The organism is Vibrio sp. V04_P4A5T148, from assembly GCF_963875605.1.
Taxonomy (GTDB): domain Bacteria; phylum Pseudomonadota; class Gammaproteobacteria; order Enterobacterales; family Vibrionaceae; genus Vibrio; species Vibrio anguillarum.
Map to the genome: position 1 here is coordinate 1 of NZ_CAWNMS010000075.1, position 15,641 is coordinate 15,641.

A 15,641-nucleotide genomic window follows, 5' to 3' on the forward strand; every position below is an offset into this window, starting at 1 on the left:
CGCCTACACCGTCTACTACGATTTCTCGAAATTTAATAACGACACTGTGATTCATTACGATATATTAGCCGGTGAAAATTACCGCTCTGAGCCGTTAGTGCAAGAACAAGTCGCTGTAGCGCAATAATTAGGCATAATGAATGTATTCAATGATCACTTGATTACCTTCTATAGAAACATGCTGGATATCACCATCAACACTTATTCGGTTTTTTAAACAGATCGCTTTTACCTCGCTGGTGGCGGTCTGTTTCAAACTCGGTAGTACCCTGTGCGGCTCAATATGTAGATGACGACAGAATTGACTGATAAACGTCATCGATAAAGAGCTATCCCCTCGTAAAAGATGTGAGAACTCAAGTTGAGTAAGGTTAAGTCGCTTAGCCATCTCCATCTGAGTCAAATGCATTTTAGCCTTTTGTGACATCCATACATTGTATAAGGCTTGGCGATCCTCTTCGCTAAACACCATAGTCCATCCTCTTTTTGTTATCACCTTTATTGGTGGTGTGCAGAGTGACAAAAACGAGTTGAGGTAGTGTCAATGAGAGGTTAAGGCCAGTTTAAATTTTTAATCAATTTCCCTACCAAAACTCTTTCCTGCTCTCGGGTTCTTCCTATTTGATATCGAGCCACCGTATCAAAAAATGTAAAGCGTGATTCAGTAGCGCTTACAGCCTGCTTTATGGGTTTTTATACTGAAAGCAGGTTTGTAATATTCCTGTTGTTTCTTTTGGTTTGAAAATTAGTGCGTGGCTCTGATTAAACTGCTTTAAGGATTGTCTGTAGTTATTTTAATCATGATACTGATGAGTCGTGGCGTTTTTACGGTCAGATAATACCTGTCGAATGCGGCCTAATAAAAGCTTATTGTGTTTAATATCTATTAAATACAATGATTTATGTTTGGTTCGGATTTTGGGGTTATTGATTTTTAGTGTTTAAAGTAGCTCAGGAATGGGTGATGCCTCTTGGTTGTTAATTCGTTTTCATCCCTTGTTATTTCGTTGTTCTTGTTTTCGTTGTGAAAATTATTTCGTGATCACCGTCATTAAAATGAAAGTGAGTTCTTTTAATTTGAAATGCAAAGTGGAAGTATAAATACGTACTTTGACACTAAGCCAATAACAACAATGAGGTTTGATTATGGAATGGATAATTCACGGAGCGGAATGGTTTATCGGACTATTTCAAAAAGGAGGAGAGGTGTTTACGGGGATGGTAACCGGTATTTTACCTTTACTAATTGCACTGCTGGTGGCGATGAATGCGCTTATCCGATTGGTGGGTCAAGAACGAGTGGAGAAACTGGCACAGAGTAGTGCTGGCAATCCGATCTCTCGCTATTTGATATTGCCAGTTATCGGCACCTTCATTTTCTGTAACCCGATGACATTGAGTCTCGGTCGTTTTTTACCTGAACGTTATAAACCTTCCTATTACGCGGCGGCTTCATATAGCTGTCACTCGATGAATGGTTTGTTTCCGCACATTAACCCTGGTGAGTTGTTTGTCTATCTAGGTATTGCTAGTGGCCTGACAACGCTCGGTCTGCCGCTTGGACCTCTTGCGGTTAGCTATTTGTTGGTTGGTATGGTGACTAATTTCTTCCGTGGGTGGGTCACTGACTTCACTACAACTATGGTTGAACGTCAACAGGGTGTTCAGTTAGAGCGTCAGGTTCACGTAGGTTAATGGGGCAATAAAAATGACGAAAGTATTACGTATACAGAAAGGTAGTGGCGGTTGGGGTGGGCCCATTGGAGTTGCCGATCGAAACCGATAAAAAGGTGTTTTACATTACGGGTGGTACTCGCCCTGCAATTGTCGACCGTATTGTTGAGCTTACCGGTTATGAAGCGGTTGATGGTTTTAAAACTAGTGTGCCCGATGAAGACATTGGCGTAGCGGTCATCGACTGTGGTGGAACATTGCGCTGCGGTTTGTATCCCAAAAAACGGATACCGACAGTTAATATTCACGCTACGGGTAAAAGTGGACCATTGGCTGAATTCATCACTGAAGATATTTATGTATCGGGTGTGCGTGAGTGTGACATTCAACTAGTAGGTAGCGAGGGTGGATCAATGCAACCACCACTAAGAGATGAACTCTCTAACGAGAGTCTGGCGACAAACAAATACGATACGAGTAAAAAACTAACTCAGCAAAGTGACAGCTTGTTGGCTCGGATCGGCATTGGGATGGGGTCGGTGATGGCGACCTTCTACCAAGCTGGGCGTGAAGCCATTGATACCATTTTGAAAACGATTTTGCCGTTTATGGCATTCGTCTCCATGCTGATTGGGGTGATCATTGCCTCTGGTTTGGGCGATGTGATCGCGCATGTATTGACGCCTTTGGCGCAAAATCCACTAGGGTTGGTAACGCTCGCGTTGATCTGCTCGTTCCCGCTGCTTTCTCCATTCCTTGGCCCCGGTGCGGTTATCGCTCAAGTTATTGGTGTTTTAGTCGGCACCCAAATTGGTCTTGGCAATATACCACCACATCTCGCGTTGCCCGCTTTATTTGCCATCAATGCTCAAGCGGCTTGTGATTTCATCCCGGTTGGGTTGGGGATGGCAGAAGCTAAGCCGAGAACCGTTGAAATAGGTGTTCCTTCGGTACTGTATTCACGCTTCCTTACTGGCGCACCTACCGTTCTACTGGCTTGGTTTGTGTCTCTATTTATCTATCAATAGGAGGTGAGCAATGTCGCCACTATATCAAGTCAAGATCGAGAGCATTGGTGAGTTTGCCAATAGTGCGTTGGAAGACGATATGATGATCATCTTCAGTAATATTGCCCCAAAAGATGCGGCAGAGTATTGCTTCATCCACTCGCATGACGCACTCAAGGGGAATATCAAACCCGGTGGTGTGATGCAATTGGGAAGGTATCAGTATCCGATTACAGCGGTTGGTGAGGTGGTCAATCAAAACCTTGCAGAACTTGGGCACATTACCATACGGTTTGATGCCTTAGTTGAAGCTGAATATCCGGGTTGTCTTCATGTCAATGGTGATCGACCTCAGCAAGTGCGCTGCGGTGATGAAATTGTCTTTTTAAATTAATAGTCAGTATGGGTGCTCTATGCCTACGATGGGGCACCCTCTAAGTAAGGTGTAAGTTATGAGTAAAGTTGCGTTAGTGGTTGGTGGTGGTCAGACTCTAGGTGAATTTCTGTGCTTAGGTTTGGCTAATGAAGGTTACCGAGTTGCGGTCGCCGATTTAAATGGTTGCAGTGCTGAAAAGGTGGCTAATAGAATTAATCAAGAATACGGCCAGGCTACAGCACTGGGTGTGGAGGTAGATGCCACCAAAGAGCAAAGTGTAGTGAATATGGTTAGGCAAATAGATGAATTTTTTGGACGGATTGATCTGCTGGTTTACAGCGCTGGCGTAGCTCAGGCTGGCAAGATTGACGGTTTTCCACTGACTGCTTGGCAGCTATCGATTGACGTAAACCTAACGGGGTATTTCCTCTGTGCACGAGAAGTATCAAAAGTAATGATTCGTGAACAACGTGGTGGGCGCATTATTCAGATCAACTCAAAGTCGGGTAAAGTGGGTTCAAAGCATAACAGTGGTTACTCAGCGGCCAAATTTGGTGGGGTTGGCCTGACTCAGTCACTTGCGTTAGATTTAGCGGAACACAAAATCACGGTGCATTCTTTGATGTTGGGTAACTTGTTGAAAAGCCCTATGTTCCAATCACTGCTACCTCAGTATGCGAAAAAATTGGGTGTACCGGAATCAGAGGTTGAACAGATTTATATCGATAAAGTGCCACTTAAGGCAGGATGTGAATATCAGGATGTTCTCAATGTACTGAAGTTTTACGCCAGCGATGAAGCCGCCTATTGTACTGGTCAATCGATCAATATCACGGGTGGTCAGGTAATGTTCTAATCCATCCCCCATGGATTAAGCCCTATGCTCCTAGAATAAGGGCAGCTTATATTGGGCAGGCGTTATGCTTGCCCCTTTTTGACAAGAGGTATGAGATGGACTCAACAACGGTACTTATTTATTTTGCTGCAGGAGCTTGGATGATACAGATCGTCTTAGGTTATTTGCAGATTCGATCTTTTAATCGGATGCTTCAATCTATGACTCATAAAGGGAAAGTCAAGATAGGCCGCACCCAAAGCCGATGGAAACCGCGTACCGTACTGGTGTTGGTTGAAGATGAAGATCATCATGTTGTAGATGCCCAAGTGATGAAGGGTATTTCTGTATTTGCTAGACCAAAGACACTAGATCAACTCATTGGTCAATCACTACCTATCCCTGAATCACTCATATTTGAACTGGATCCTAATGTTCAAGAAGCGTTTAACGTCGCAATTTCTAGGCAGTAATGAAAGAATGTTCCCCCTTTTCCTTTTAAGTTGAAAGGGAACTGTTATAAACTGCTATCAGTTTAATAATGAAGTTGATGCTATGAATTTAGATAACAGAAGAGCGCAGTTGCTGGATTATCTGCGTGTTAATGGGAAAACGTCAGTGAACGATCTGGCCGATACCTTTGAAACATCAGGAGCGACAATACGCAGTGATTTACGTTCGTTAGAGGAAGAAGGGCTTGTTATTCGCCGTTACGGAGCAGCTGAAGCTTGTATCGCTAATAGCGTCATTTTGGAAGACCGTTCGATGGATGAAAAGCAGACGGTGAACCTTGAACGTAAATGCTTAATCGCTAAAGCCGCTTCACAACTGGTCAAGGACGGGGATTCGATCATTCTGGACTGTGGCAGTACCACACTGCAGATGGTGCCGTATTTTGAACAGGTGATGTCACTGACATTGATGACGAACAGTATTCACATCGTAAACGCAGTAGCGAATTTGGATGCGGAACATACTGTATTGGTTCCGGGCGGAACGTATCGTCGAAAATCAGCGTCTTTCCATGGCACGCTGGCAGAGCAAGCATTTAAACAGTTTTCTTTCGATAAACTCTTTATTGGTGCTGATGGTTTTGACCTTGCGCAGGGAACAACAACCTACAACGAAGCGTATCAAGTCAGCCAGGCGATGTGCCAAGCAGCCAATCAGATCATTGTCGTGACCGATTCAAGTAAGTTTGGCCGTCGTAGCCCTAACGTGGTGGTTCCGCTAGATAAAATCGATATAGTTGTCACAGATAACCTTATCGCAGCAGAGGATCGGACGTATTTGGAAGAGAAAGGTATCCAAGTGATCACCGTTGGCTCCTAAGTCACTCCATAAACCCCATTTATGAAAGGAGGCTAGTTGGCTTTCTTTTTATTTTGTCGCCGATTTCAATTTTTTACTTTTAAAATAAAAGTTATCGGTGATTGAATTCACGCTTTTCTCTTTTGCCTCTTTTTCAATATATCAATAACGGAAACACTCCAACTATCCCCACATAATTTAAGAGCCGAAGGTATGGATTGGATAATCGAGGGAGCGGAATGGTTTATTGGTCTGTTTGAGAAAGGCGGTGAAGTGTTTAGCGAAATGGTGGCACAAGTACTCCCAGTGCTGATCTGTTTATTAGTTGCCATGAATGCGTTGATCCGTTTTATTGGCCAACAGCGTATAGAAGTGTTAGCTCAGAAAAGTGCGTCTAATCCTATATCTCGCTATTTGCTCTTGCCGACAGTAGGAACCTTTGTTTTTTGTAATCCCATGGTGCTCAGCCTAGGGCGTTTCTTACCTGAAAAGTACAAACCTTCTTATTATGCCTCTGCCTCCTACAGTTGCCACACCATGAATGGTATGTTCCCTCATGTAAATCCTAGTGAATTGTTTATTTATCTAGGCATTGCCGCTGGGATCACTCAACAGGGCTTATCGCTCGGTCCTCTCGCTATTTCCTATTTGCTGGTTGGCTTAGTGACCAACTTTTTACGCGGTTGGGTAACCGATATGACGACTATGTTTGTGGCTAGACAACAAGGTGTAGCATTCGGCGATAAAGTCGATCTTAACGTGGTTGAGGAAAAATGATGACGGTATTGAAAGTAAACCGAGGGCAGGGTGGATGGGGTGGCCCGCTATTCATTCCGGTTGAGGTTGACAAGAAGATCATCTACATCACAGCAGGGACTCGTCCCCATTTTATTGATGAGATGGTGGCGTTGACGGGCATGCAAGCGGTTAACGGCTTTGAACATTTTGTTCCCGATGAACGAGTCGCTTGTGTAGTGATTGACTGTGGTGGCACATTGCGTTGTGGGCTTTATCCCAAAAAAGGTATTCCGACATTAAATATCCATGCTACAGGCCAAAGTGGCCCTTTGGCACAATATATTCAGGAAGATATTTATGCATCTGGCATACGCAGTGGTTGTTTTTCCTTGGTAGATGATCACAAAACTATGTTTTGTGAGCCAATCCTATCTCAGCCCCAATCCATTGACACGACGAAGAAGCTTAGCCAACAAACAGATAGCTTACTGGCTAAAGTGGGGATCGGTATGGGCTCGGTGATGGCGACCTTTAATCAGGCTGGGCGTGAAACCATTGATACCGTACTTAAAACCATTCTGCCTTTTATGGCGTTTGTTTCAATGTTGATTGGGGTTATTCTCGCGTCTGGGTTAGGTGATTTAATTGCTCATACTTTGGAGCCATTAGCAGGGAACCCGATCGGTTTACTGACGATTGCCTTGATCTGTTCATTTCCGTTTCTGTCACCCTTTCTTGGACCAGGTGCGGTGATTGCGCAAGTGATCGGTGTACTTATCGGGACTCAGATCGGTATGGGAAATATCCCACCGCACTTAGCATTACCCGCTTTGTTTGCCATAAATGCTCAAGCTGCTTGTGATTTCATCCCTGTAGGGCTTGGCCTTGCAGACGCTAAGCCCGAAACGGTACAGGTCGGTGTGCCTTCGGTACTTTACTCTCGTTTTCTTACAGGTGCGCCAACGGTGCTGATTGCTTGGCTTATCTCATTCTTCATTTATCAGTGAGGGCATATGCTTCAGTATCAAACGACGATTTTGTCCGCTGGCGATTATGCTAAAGACTCACTGCATGATGATATGGTGATTTTATTCGGCCCGAGCGCCCCTGATGCGGTGAAGGAATGTTGCTTCATACACTCTGGATCTTCGTTGTATGGATTGATTGACCACAACACCACTTTATTAATTGGGGATCTCGGTTTTGTTGTGACGGCAGTCGGCAGTGTGGCGAACCAAAATCTTGCGGAGCTTGGGCATGTAACACTTAAATTTGACGGTCAGCGAATCCCAGAATTGCCGGGTACCATCCATTTACTCGGTCCTAAATTAGAAGTGCTTCAACATGGTGATGTGCTGATGTTTGGTTAAAATGGTGGAATGTGGCTTGATTGTGATTAGGCATATCTAAGAAAAAAGGCTCCTGTTTTAAAAGGAGCCAAATAGCTGGTGTTAGCTATGGAGAAAAGATTGTTAAGTACCATGATGTTTTAAAATTAGGGGTTTTAAATATTGGTCAAATTCTGTTCATTGTAGAAATCGAAAATATGGCAAAAGGTGGTGTTGAGGTTAAAACGCATGGTTTTGCCAATATGAGCAGTTGTAATGGTTTGATCGTTGACTCTTGCTATCAACTCCTTACCTGCCACAGTAAAATAGAGATATTTTTCGTTCCCCATATTTTCAACAACCGTCAATGTGCCTTCAACGGTATTGATAGTGTCGTGTTCTGCCGCTAAATGAATATGCTCAGGGCGAATGCCAAAACAGACAGGTTTATTGATATATTGTTGTAAGGCGATTTGCTTCTCATGTGGAATAAACATGCGAACATTGGCGGCAATGTCTATATAAAGCTGTTCGTTTTCTGAGCGAATCACAGTGTCGACTAAATTCATGGCAGGTGATCCAATGAAACTGGCCACAAACTTGTTGGCTGGATAATTATAAAGATTGGATGGCGTATCAACTTGCATAATCCGGCCTTGATTCAATACGCAAATTCTATCACCTAACGTTAAGGCTTCAGTTTGATCGTGAGTGACATAGATCATGGTCGCTGGTGTGCCTTCTTCTTTGAGTGCTTGATGTAATTGCGCAATTTTCACACGCATTGAAACCCGAAGCTTTGCGTCCAAATTGGATAGTGGTTCGTCAAAAAGAAAAACATCAGGCTTGCGAACGATTGCCCTCCCTACTGCTACTCGTTGGCGTTGTCCACCCGACATTTCTTTGGGTTTACGATAGAGCAATTCGGTAATTTCTAATTTTTCTGCCGCTTCTTCTACTCTTTGTTTAATTTCATCTTTAGGCCTTTTTTGCATTTTTAATCCAAAGGCCATATTGTCAAAAACTGTTTTATGAGGGTATAGGGCGTAATTTTGAAACACCATAGCGATACCACGTTCTTTAGGAGGTAAGTCGTTAACAATTTGGTTGCCGATACGAATTTCCCCACCGCTAATCCCTTCTAACCCAGCAATCATTCTGAGTGTAGTTGACTTTGCGCAGCCTGATGGTCCAACAAACACCATGAATTCGCCATCATGGATATCTAGATCAATTCCGTGAACGGCTTTAAAACCGTTCTCATACTCTTTTTCTATTTTTCGTAAGCTAACAGTAGCCATGAATTTCTCCGTGTATTGTGTTGTGCAAGCAGTTATTTACATTCAGAAATCATGACTAAACGTGGTGTTTTATCGTCGGCTATTTGTACCGTCCATACGTATTGTCCATCTTTCGGTAGCATGACGACTGTATTTTTGGCAAAGCCAGCACGCTTGAGTTCTTTGACTTGCCCTACCGTTAGCGTTAATCCTGCGGCTGTATATTGAGGGTTCCAGCTCATTGTGGCGAATTGCAAGCTCACGTTCCCTGCCTTTTCGTTACTTACTACTTGATAAATGCCGTCACCTTTGTAACCCATCTGGCGGTTATCCATATGAAGCCATTGCCCATCAGCAAAGGTTCCAACAACAAATATGGATGGGCGGATAGGGCCTCGTTCTTCTAATGTAGGTAAGTCACATTGAGAGAATCTAGGGTCTACATTTTGTACTGAGTCGTTTTGTTGGGTAGTGGTGCTGGCACAACCAGCGAGCAATACAGCCAGTGTTGCTGCGATAAGTAGAGAGCTTTTCATCGTAAATTCCTTCATTGGTAATGTAAAATATTTGAGTGACAGATGATCATAAGATTTTTTTTTGCAGTAATTTAGAAAGCCAACCTCGGTGTGTTGATTTAGATTTATGAATTTCAAAGTGCTGGGTTATTTTATTGAGAACCGCAAGGTTCTTGTAATAGGCTTTTGCCTCCTTCGCGGGATAACCAAATAAGTCACTTTTCTCTGGAAAAGAATGACTTACGCCAGATTTGGCTTTAATTACTGAGTAGCTGCCAATGGTGACGTGCCCAGCAGTACCCGCTTGGCCGTGAACCACGACGTGATCACCAAGAGTGGTATGCCCTGCAAATCCAGATTGTGAGATGAGCAGACAATGTTTACCTATTTGGCAGTCATGCCCAATTTGGATTTGGTTATCGATCTTGGTTCCTTGGCCAATAACGGTATCGCCGAGTGTTCCTCTATCAATGGTATTATTGCAACCAATTTCTACGTTGTCGTGAATAACTACTCTGCCGATGCTTTCAACGCGTTGGTAGGCTCCATCTTTCACTGCCATATATTCAAAACTGAAATTGCCAATAGAGTTATTAGAATCGATAGTGACATTATTTCCAATAATTGTGCCTTCTTTGATCACTGTATTAGCATGAATAGCGACGTTATTACCGATAGTCACACCATTCATAATCTTCACACCAGGCATGAAATGGCAGTTTTCACCAATTTGACAATGTTTTCCAATATAGACATCGTCGATGGTTGCGGTGTTCCCTTGATCAAATAATTGATACATCTGTACTTTATAATAACGCAGCAGTTTGTTGAGAGTATTTGCATCTAAATGTTCAATAATAATTTTGGTTTTGACAGTGCTGCTACAAATCGCGGCCGGACCAATTAAAACATCTGCTGTAGTTTCAGAAATTGAATGTATGTCTTTTTTAGAAAAAACAATCGCTAATCCGCCAGCTATCTGTGGCGCATTTACTGGTCGAATTGTATCAATCGATATAGACGCATCACCTTCAATTTTACCGGAGATCAACTGCGCAATTTCTGAAACATGGATCATTTTAGCCTCTTTGAATGGATTAGAAACGATATAGAGCTTGAAGATAAATAGTGTGCTGTGTTAGCTCGCTTTCATTTTTTGCTTCCCAACCCGCCAGTTTACTTTTTTCTTCTACTTCATTAGCAAATTCGTATTCTCCTTTAACTAACCAGCTGTCACCTACAGCTTGTTCATAGCCTAAAGTGGCTTTACGAATATCTTTGAAGTAGTCAACATTAGCGTTCCCACCACCGCTGTTGCTGGCATTATTGGTTTCATTGTCACCGAGACGAGCTCTTACATAGAGCGTGCCTGCGTCATCAAAACTATATTGTACGACGGGTTCAATATATTTCTCGGTAAAATCACTGATCTCATTGATATTTCCGTTAGATTGGTAATCTTCATTATCTTTGATTTGGTAGTACATTTCCAAGCCAAGTTCCCAGTTACCAAACCGTTTATAGGGTCTGAATAAAATGCTATACCCAGTTTCTGTTCGTTCACCCCATTCGCTTTTATCTTCTTTGCTATAGAGATACTCCAAATTTGAATAAAAACCCCAACTGTATTCATTATTCCAGTAGGTCAAATAAGGTCGTAAACTGTGTTCTGCTAAATTTTTACGTAAACCACTTACATTAGGTGAATAAACTTTGCTGTCTGTATATTCCAATTCATAAATTAAGCCTGTCGCCCAACCGTTACTTAAGTCGTAACCCTTATTGAGTGAAAATAGATGCTTTAATCCATCTTCATTTTCGTGGTAACTGCCCTCATGTTGCTCTCTATTTTCTATTTTAATGGCATACAAAGCGGTCATATTCCATTTGGCATTGTTGTAGTACACGCCAAAGGCTTCATGGGTGGTCGTTTTTTCCTTTTTATCTATGCCAGTAAAGCCATTGGTAATTTTGTCTTCGTATTCAAGAGAAGTTCCTACATGGCCTCCAAACTGAAGCGCTTGGTCAAAAAAGCTATCTTCAGGGTTTAAACCATGCTCACTGGCAGCGAAAGCGGGAGTAGAAACAGCGATTGCTGTTGCTACGGATATAGCAAGTAACGTTCTTTTCACGACAGGTCCTTATCAACCTATTTAAGGTTGTAAATCGTAGTTATAATATAGATGAATGTTTAGTAGTTCACTGTGAACGCCTAAATATTGTTCTGCATATTAATAAATTTTTCCTCCTAAGCATTCTATAAGTGAGAAGTCGGTCACTTTTAATTGCTTATTATAGAGATTTAGATCACGAATTTACTTCTTTGCCGATTAATTTAAAGGAGGTTTTTACGCGTTTTTGCCTTGTGGCTCTACTTGGTGACGTCTTGTTTAGGTTTTCGCATACGCCCATTCAAGTGTTTTTAAATAAGGTTTGGTGATTGAAATCACAATTTCCTGTGGTATGAAGATGATAGTGGTTGACTTAAAATCGGCGACATTTAACCTAGTAGTATCTTTTGTACTACCATTGGTGTTGATATGAGAAATAGATGGATGAAAACAGTATTAGCTGCAACTTTGATTTGCTCAGCTTCTATTGTTTCTGCTGAGACGATTACGCCGGAAATAGACTCTGAATTATTGATTTGGACAGATAACACGACGCTCGACTATATGAAATATGCCGCTGACCAATTCAATCAAGATTTTGGTTACAAAGTTAAATTTACATTTCGTGGTTTAGCTCCGATAGACGCTGCATCGCGAATGATTCAAGACGGCGGATCCGCACGCGTTGCGGATGTGGCGGAAATAGAGCATGACTTATTAGGAAGGTTAGTCGTTGCTGGTGGGGCGATGGAAAACTTAGTTTCAGTTGATCGTATGAAACATAACTTTATGCCAAATGCTATTTCTGCAATGCAATATGGTGGAGCCAGTTATGGTTTCCCTGTCAGTTATGCGACGTTGGCGCTCTTTTATAACAAAGATTTGTTACCTGAAGCACCCAAAACATTTGAAGCACTGATTCGCTTTGGCGAGATATTTAATAATGTAAAAGAGAACAAATACGCTTTATTGTGGGATGTGCAAAATTATTATGAATCTCGAATGTTTTTAACCCTTTATGGCGCTTATGAATTTGGGAATAAAGGGACAGATGCTAAAGATATCGGGATCAATTCTGAATTAGCGCAAAAAGGTCTTTTGGCCATGAAAACATTGCAAGCGGCTAATAGTTCAAACCCGATTGATATGCGTAACCCGCAAGTTCGCCGTGGTTTATTTTCCGAGGGTAAAGTGGCCGCAATTATTGATGGTCCTTGGGCAATTCAAGGCTATGCCGCGAGCGGCGTAAACTATGGGGTCATGCCGATTCCCACTCTAGAAGGTCAGCAATTACGTACTTTTTCAACAGTTAGGCTTGCAGTGGTATCGACATACAGTGAATACCCAAAAGCAGCGCAACTGTTTGCTGATTACATTGCGTCTGACAAGATGCTGATGAAGCGATATGAGATGACGAAATCCATTCCACCCGTTCAATCGTTAATGGAAGAGATCATTGTCGATGCAGATGAAGCCACTTACGCCATCATCGCTCAGGGATTCTATTCCGATGCGATGCCATCGATTCCTGAAATGGGTTATTTGTGGTCTCCCATGGCCAGTGCTATCACCGCAATGTGGGTAAATGGTAAAGAGCCAAAGTCAGTGCTGGACCATGCTCGAGCAATCATTGAAGAGCAGATCGCATTTCAGGAGTAAGCATGTTGTTAGCCAAAACTCAAAATAGACTCCATTTCCTCAGCTCAATGTTGATCATGGGTACAACGCAACTTGTTCATAAACATTGGGTGAAAGGCATCTTTCTTTTTACGGTTAATGTGTTGTTTTTGTTTGCGCTACCTAACCTTATTTTGGCGCTCAAAGGCTTGGTTTCTTTAGGCGATGTGGTACAAGTTCGGCAAGGTTTTCAAGTTATCCAAGGCGATAACTCCATTCATATGTTGGTGGAAGGTGTTATTGCAGTCATTCTTATGCTCTGTTTCATAACTACCTATATTCTGAACGTCAAAGATGCCCAATCTTGTGCATTGTGTAAGCTGAATATTCGTGGGCAAATTCAATCCATTTATAATAAACATTTTGCATTCATCGTACTTTCTCCCGCTTTGATAGTGACTATTGCGTTTATTACTCTACCTATTGCAATTACGGTACTGGTTTCCTTTACGAACTATTCAGCACCTCATCATATCCCCCCTAAGAATTTAGTGGACTGGGTAGGGTTAAGAAATTTTTGGACACTGTTTGAGCTGAAAATTTGGTCAAATACATTTTTTGGTGTTGCTTTATGGACGGTTGGATGGGCAGTCACTGCAACAATTTGTACTTGCGGTTTTGGTTTCTTGCTCGCTCTCGCCTTAGAGAATCGGAATATTCAAGCGAAAAAACTCTGGCGGTTTGTCTTTATTCTCCCTTATGCCATTCCCGCATTTGTTACCTTACTAATGTTTCGCTTATTACTGAATGGAATTGGCCCGGTAAACGCCACTTTAAATAGTTGGGGAGTCGATTCTATTGCATTTTTATCTGATCCATTTACTGCCAAGATAACAGTAATTGCCGTCAGTGTCTGGGTTGGAGCACCTTATTTTATGCTGTTGATTGCTGGGGCATTGACCAACATTCCTCGTGATCTCTATGAAGCCAGTGAAGTCGATGGGGCAAGTAAATTCCAGCAGTTTCAAGAGATAACGTTGCCGATGGTATTGCACCAAGTCGCCCCCTCACTAGTCATGACATTTGCTCATAACTTCAATAATTTTGGAGCGATATTCTTGTTGACTGAAGGCGGTCCGATCAATCCTGAATACCGTTTTGCTGGACATACCGATATTTTGATCACTTGGATTTACAAATTGACCTTGGACTTCCAGCAATACCAGATTGCTTCTGTTATTTCGATTGTAATCTTCCTGTTCCTGTCCGTAATTGCTATTTGGCAGTTCCGCAGAATGAAATCCTTTAAAGATGATGTGGGGATGTAACGATGAATCGACTTGCTGAAAAATTAGGGACGCTATTGGTCTATCTGTTCTTGTTACTGAATGCTTTGTTAGTGTTAGGGCCGGTTGCCTGGACTATCCTCGCATCGTTTAAGCGTGGCAATAATCTCTTTAGTACCTCATTTAGTGATATTACGTTTACGCTGGACCATTATCGTGCGTTATTTACTGATACACCTTATTTAGATTGGTATATCAATACGTTGATATTAGCCACCGCCAATATGGGAATTTCACTCATTGTTGTCACCATGACGGCTTATGTTTTTTCGCGTTATCGATTTAAAGGTAAACGTAATGTGATGATGGGGATTTTAGTGCTGCAAATGTTCCCCGCATTTTTATCGATGACGGCAATTTACATTCTATTATCAAAAATGAACTTAATTGACACCTACGCAGGCTTACTGTTTGTGTATGTAACCGGGTCGTTACCATTTATGACTTGGCTCGTGAAAGGGTATTTTGATGCGTTACCAACCTCATTAGATGAAGCGGCAAAAATTGATGGAGCAGGGCATATGACGATTTTTCTAGAAATTATTCTACCATTAGCCCGCCCCATTTTAGTATTTGTTGCTTTGGTATCATTCACCGGACCTTGGATGGATTTCATTCTGCCGACGTTGATTTTGCGTAGTGAAGAAAAAATGACCTTAGCCATTGGGATCTTCAGTTGGATTTCATCAAACTCAGCCGAGAACTTTACGCTGTTTGCCGCAGGATCTTTATTGGTAGCGATACCTATCACGTTGCTTTTCGTAGTAACTCAAAAACACATCACCACGGGCCTTGTTAGCGGTGCGGTAAAAGAATAATTCTTAGGTACATTTAGTATGATCACAAAAAGTTCACTGATGCATTCCGCAAAGAGTGCAGATAGCTACGCTTATGACAATGCAACTTTACATATTCGTTTCCGTACGGCCAAAGGAGAGGTGGATAATGTTTCCTTGTGGATCGGTGATCCATATCACTGGGCTGAAGGTGGTTTAGACGGCGGTAACCTAGGCGGCAGTGATGCACATGGTTGGGTTGGCGGTAACACGGTGCCTATGTTATTTGAGGGACAAACTGAGTATCACGACCATTGGTTTGCGCAGTTTCAGCCACCGAAACGTCGAAGTCGTTATGGCTTCATTCTTCATGGTCGTGAAGGTGAAAAACTGCTGTTTGGAGAAAAGCGATGTGTTGATATCCGTGATCCTAATATTGCGGAAATGGAATTAAGTAACTTGAGCAATTTTTTCTGTTTTCCGTACCTTAATCCGCGAGATGTGTTATGCACGCCAAATTGGGTCAAAGAAACTATTTGGTATCAAATTTTTCCTGAACGTTTCCATAATGGAATGCCGGATATTTCTTCTTGCGATGTTCAGCCGTGGGGTAGCCAGCCTAGTTCGCATAACTTTATGGGGGGCGACCTATGGGGTGTGATTGAAAAACTGGATTATCTCCAAGAACTGGGGGTGAATGGGTTGTATTTTTGTCCAGTATTTACTG

Annotated in this window: 17 protein-coding genes and 1 pseudogene; 13 read left to right on the top strand and 5 right to left on the bottom strand. The window is 42.3% G+C overall.

Annotated features, from left to right (window positions below; all coding sequences use genetic code 11):
* Positions 1–127 precede the first annotated feature (127 nt).
* Positions 128–472 (bottom strand): helix-turn-helix domain-containing protein, encoded by a 345-nt coding sequence (locus AACT18_RS15130; RefSeq protein WP_026027796.1) that lies wholly within the window; start codon positions 470–472, stop codon positions 128–130.
* A 674-nt stretch (positions 473–1,146) separates the two neighbouring features.
* Between AACT18_RS15130 and srlA (AACT18_RS15135) the strand changes: the two genes are divergently transcribed.
* The 9 genes and pseudogenes from srlA (AACT18_RS15135) (at position 1,147) to AACT18_RS15175 (ending at position 7,311) form a co-directional block, all read left to right on the top strand.
* A complete protein-coding gene (gene srlA / locus AACT18_RS15135) occupies positions 1,147–1,695 on the top strand; it encodes a PTS glucitol/sorbitol transporter subunit IIC (RefSeq protein ID WP_038148604.1) in 549 nt (182 codons plus the stop codon).
* A gap of 13 nt (positions 1,696–1,708) precedes the next feature.
* Positions 1,709–2,702, top strand: a pseudogene (gene srlE, locus AACT18_RS15140) (PTS glucitol/sorbitol transporter subunit IIB).
* 10 nt (positions 2,703–2,712) lie between these two features.
* Positions 2,713–3,075, top strand: a complete 363-nt coding sequence (locus AACT18_RS15145; RefSeq protein WP_047688413.1) for a PTS glucitol/sorbitol transporter subunit IIA — start codon at positions 2,713–2,715, stop codon at positions 3,073–3,075.
* 58 nt (positions 3,076–3,133) lie between these two features.
* Positions 3,134–3,913 carry a sorbitol-6-phosphate dehydrogenase gene (gene srlD / locus AACT18_RS15150; protein ID WP_013868508.1) on the top strand — a complete coding sequence of 260 codons (780 nt, stop codon included), beginning with the start codon at positions 3,134–3,136 and terminating at the stop codon, positions 3,911–3,913.
* A 95-nt stretch (positions 3,914–4,008) separates the two neighbouring features.
* Positions 4,009–4,365, top strand: coding sequence for a transcriptional regulator GutM (locus tag AACT18_RS15155; RefSeq protein ID WP_094124683.1), 357 nt, complete (start codon positions 4,009–4,011; stop codon positions 4,363–4,365).
* Positions 4,366–4,447: 82 nt separating this feature from the next.
* Entirely contained in the window at positions 4,448–5,224 is a 777-nt protein-coding gene (gene srlR, locus AACT18_RS15160) for a glucitol operon DNA-binding transcriptional repressor SrlR (RefSeq protein WP_094124684.1), read from the top strand.
* A 192-nt stretch (positions 5,225–5,416) separates the two neighbouring features.
* Positions 5,417–5,980 (top strand): PTS glucitol/sorbitol transporter subunit IIC, encoded by a 564-nt coding sequence (gene srlA / locus AACT18_RS15165; RefSeq protein WP_094143001.1) that lies wholly within the window; start codon positions 5,417–5,419, stop codon positions 5,978–5,980.
* On the top strand, positions 5,977–6,948 hold the full coding sequence (gene srlE / locus AACT18_RS15170) for a PTS glucitol/sorbitol transporter subunit IIB (protein ID WP_094143003.1): 972 nt from the start codon (positions 5,977–5,979) through the stop codon (positions 6,946–6,948). Before srlA (AACT18_RS15165) ends, srlE (AACT18_RS15170) begins: the two co-directional genes overlap by 4 nt.
* Before the next feature lie 6 nt (positions 6,949–6,954).
* Positions 6,955–7,311 (top strand): PTS glucitol/sorbitol transporter subunit IIA, encoded by a 357-nt coding sequence (locus AACT18_RS15175; RefSeq protein WP_094144363.1) that lies wholly within the window; start codon positions 6,955–6,957, stop codon positions 7,309–7,311.
* A 134-nt stretch (positions 7,312–7,445) separates the two neighbouring features.
* Here the strand turns inward: AACT18_RS15175 and AACT18_RS15180 are convergent, their stop codons facing one another.
* Genes AACT18_RS15180 through AACT18_RS15195 form a run of 4 tightly spaced genes read right to left on the bottom strand, consistent with a single transcriptional unit; the run spans position 7,446 to position 11,196 of the window.
* A complete protein-coding gene (locus tag AACT18_RS15180) occupies positions 7,446–8,570 on the bottom strand; it encodes an ABC transporter ATP-binding protein (protein ID WP_094143432.1) in 1,125 nt (374 codons plus the stop codon).
* Between the two features lie 32 nt (positions 8,571–8,602).
* Entirely contained in the window at positions 8,603–9,085 is a 483-nt protein-coding gene (locus tag AACT18_RS15185; RefSeq protein WP_047691240.1) for a glycosidase, read from the bottom strand.
* A gap of 46 nt (positions 9,086–9,131) precedes the next feature.
* Entirely contained in the window at positions 9,132–10,142 is a 1,011-nt protein-coding gene (locus AACT18_RS15190) for a UDP-3-O-(3-hydroxymyristoyl)glucosamine N-acyltransferase (protein ID WP_094125752.1), read from the bottom strand.
* Between the two features lie 19 nt (positions 10,143–10,161).
* Complete coding sequence (locus tag AACT18_RS15195) at positions 10,162–11,196, bottom strand: porin (protein ID WP_094146614.1); 1,035 nt, start codon at positions 11,194–11,196, stop codon at positions 10,162–10,164.
* 408 nt (positions 11,197–11,604) lie between these two features.
* Between AACT18_RS15195 and AACT18_RS15200 the strand changes: the two genes are divergently transcribed.
* The 4 genes from AACT18_RS15200 to AACT18_RS15215 all read left to right on the top strand — a co-directional run.
* A complete protein-coding gene (locus AACT18_RS15200; RefSeq protein WP_013868518.1) occupies positions 11,605–12,834 on the top strand; it encodes a sugar ABC transporter substrate-binding protein in 1,230 nt (409 codons plus the stop codon).
* A 2-nt stretch (positions 12,835–12,836) separates the two neighbouring features.
* On the top strand, positions 12,837–14,120 hold the full coding sequence (locus AACT18_RS15205; RefSeq protein ID WP_094125753.1) for a carbohydrate ABC transporter permease: 1,284 nt from the start codon (positions 12,837–12,839) through the stop codon (positions 14,118–14,120).
* Between the two features lie 2 nt (positions 14,121–14,122).
* Positions 14,123–14,956, top strand: a complete 834-nt coding sequence (locus tag AACT18_RS15210; RefSeq protein WP_013868520.1) for a sugar ABC transporter permease — start codon at positions 14,123–14,125, stop codon at positions 14,954–14,956.
* Between the two features lie 18 nt (positions 14,957–14,974).
* A partial coding sequence (locus AACT18_RS15215; RefSeq protein ID WP_176429322.1) for an alpha amylase N-terminal ig-like domain-containing protein occupies positions 14,975–15,641 on the top strand: 667 nt, incomplete at its 3' end.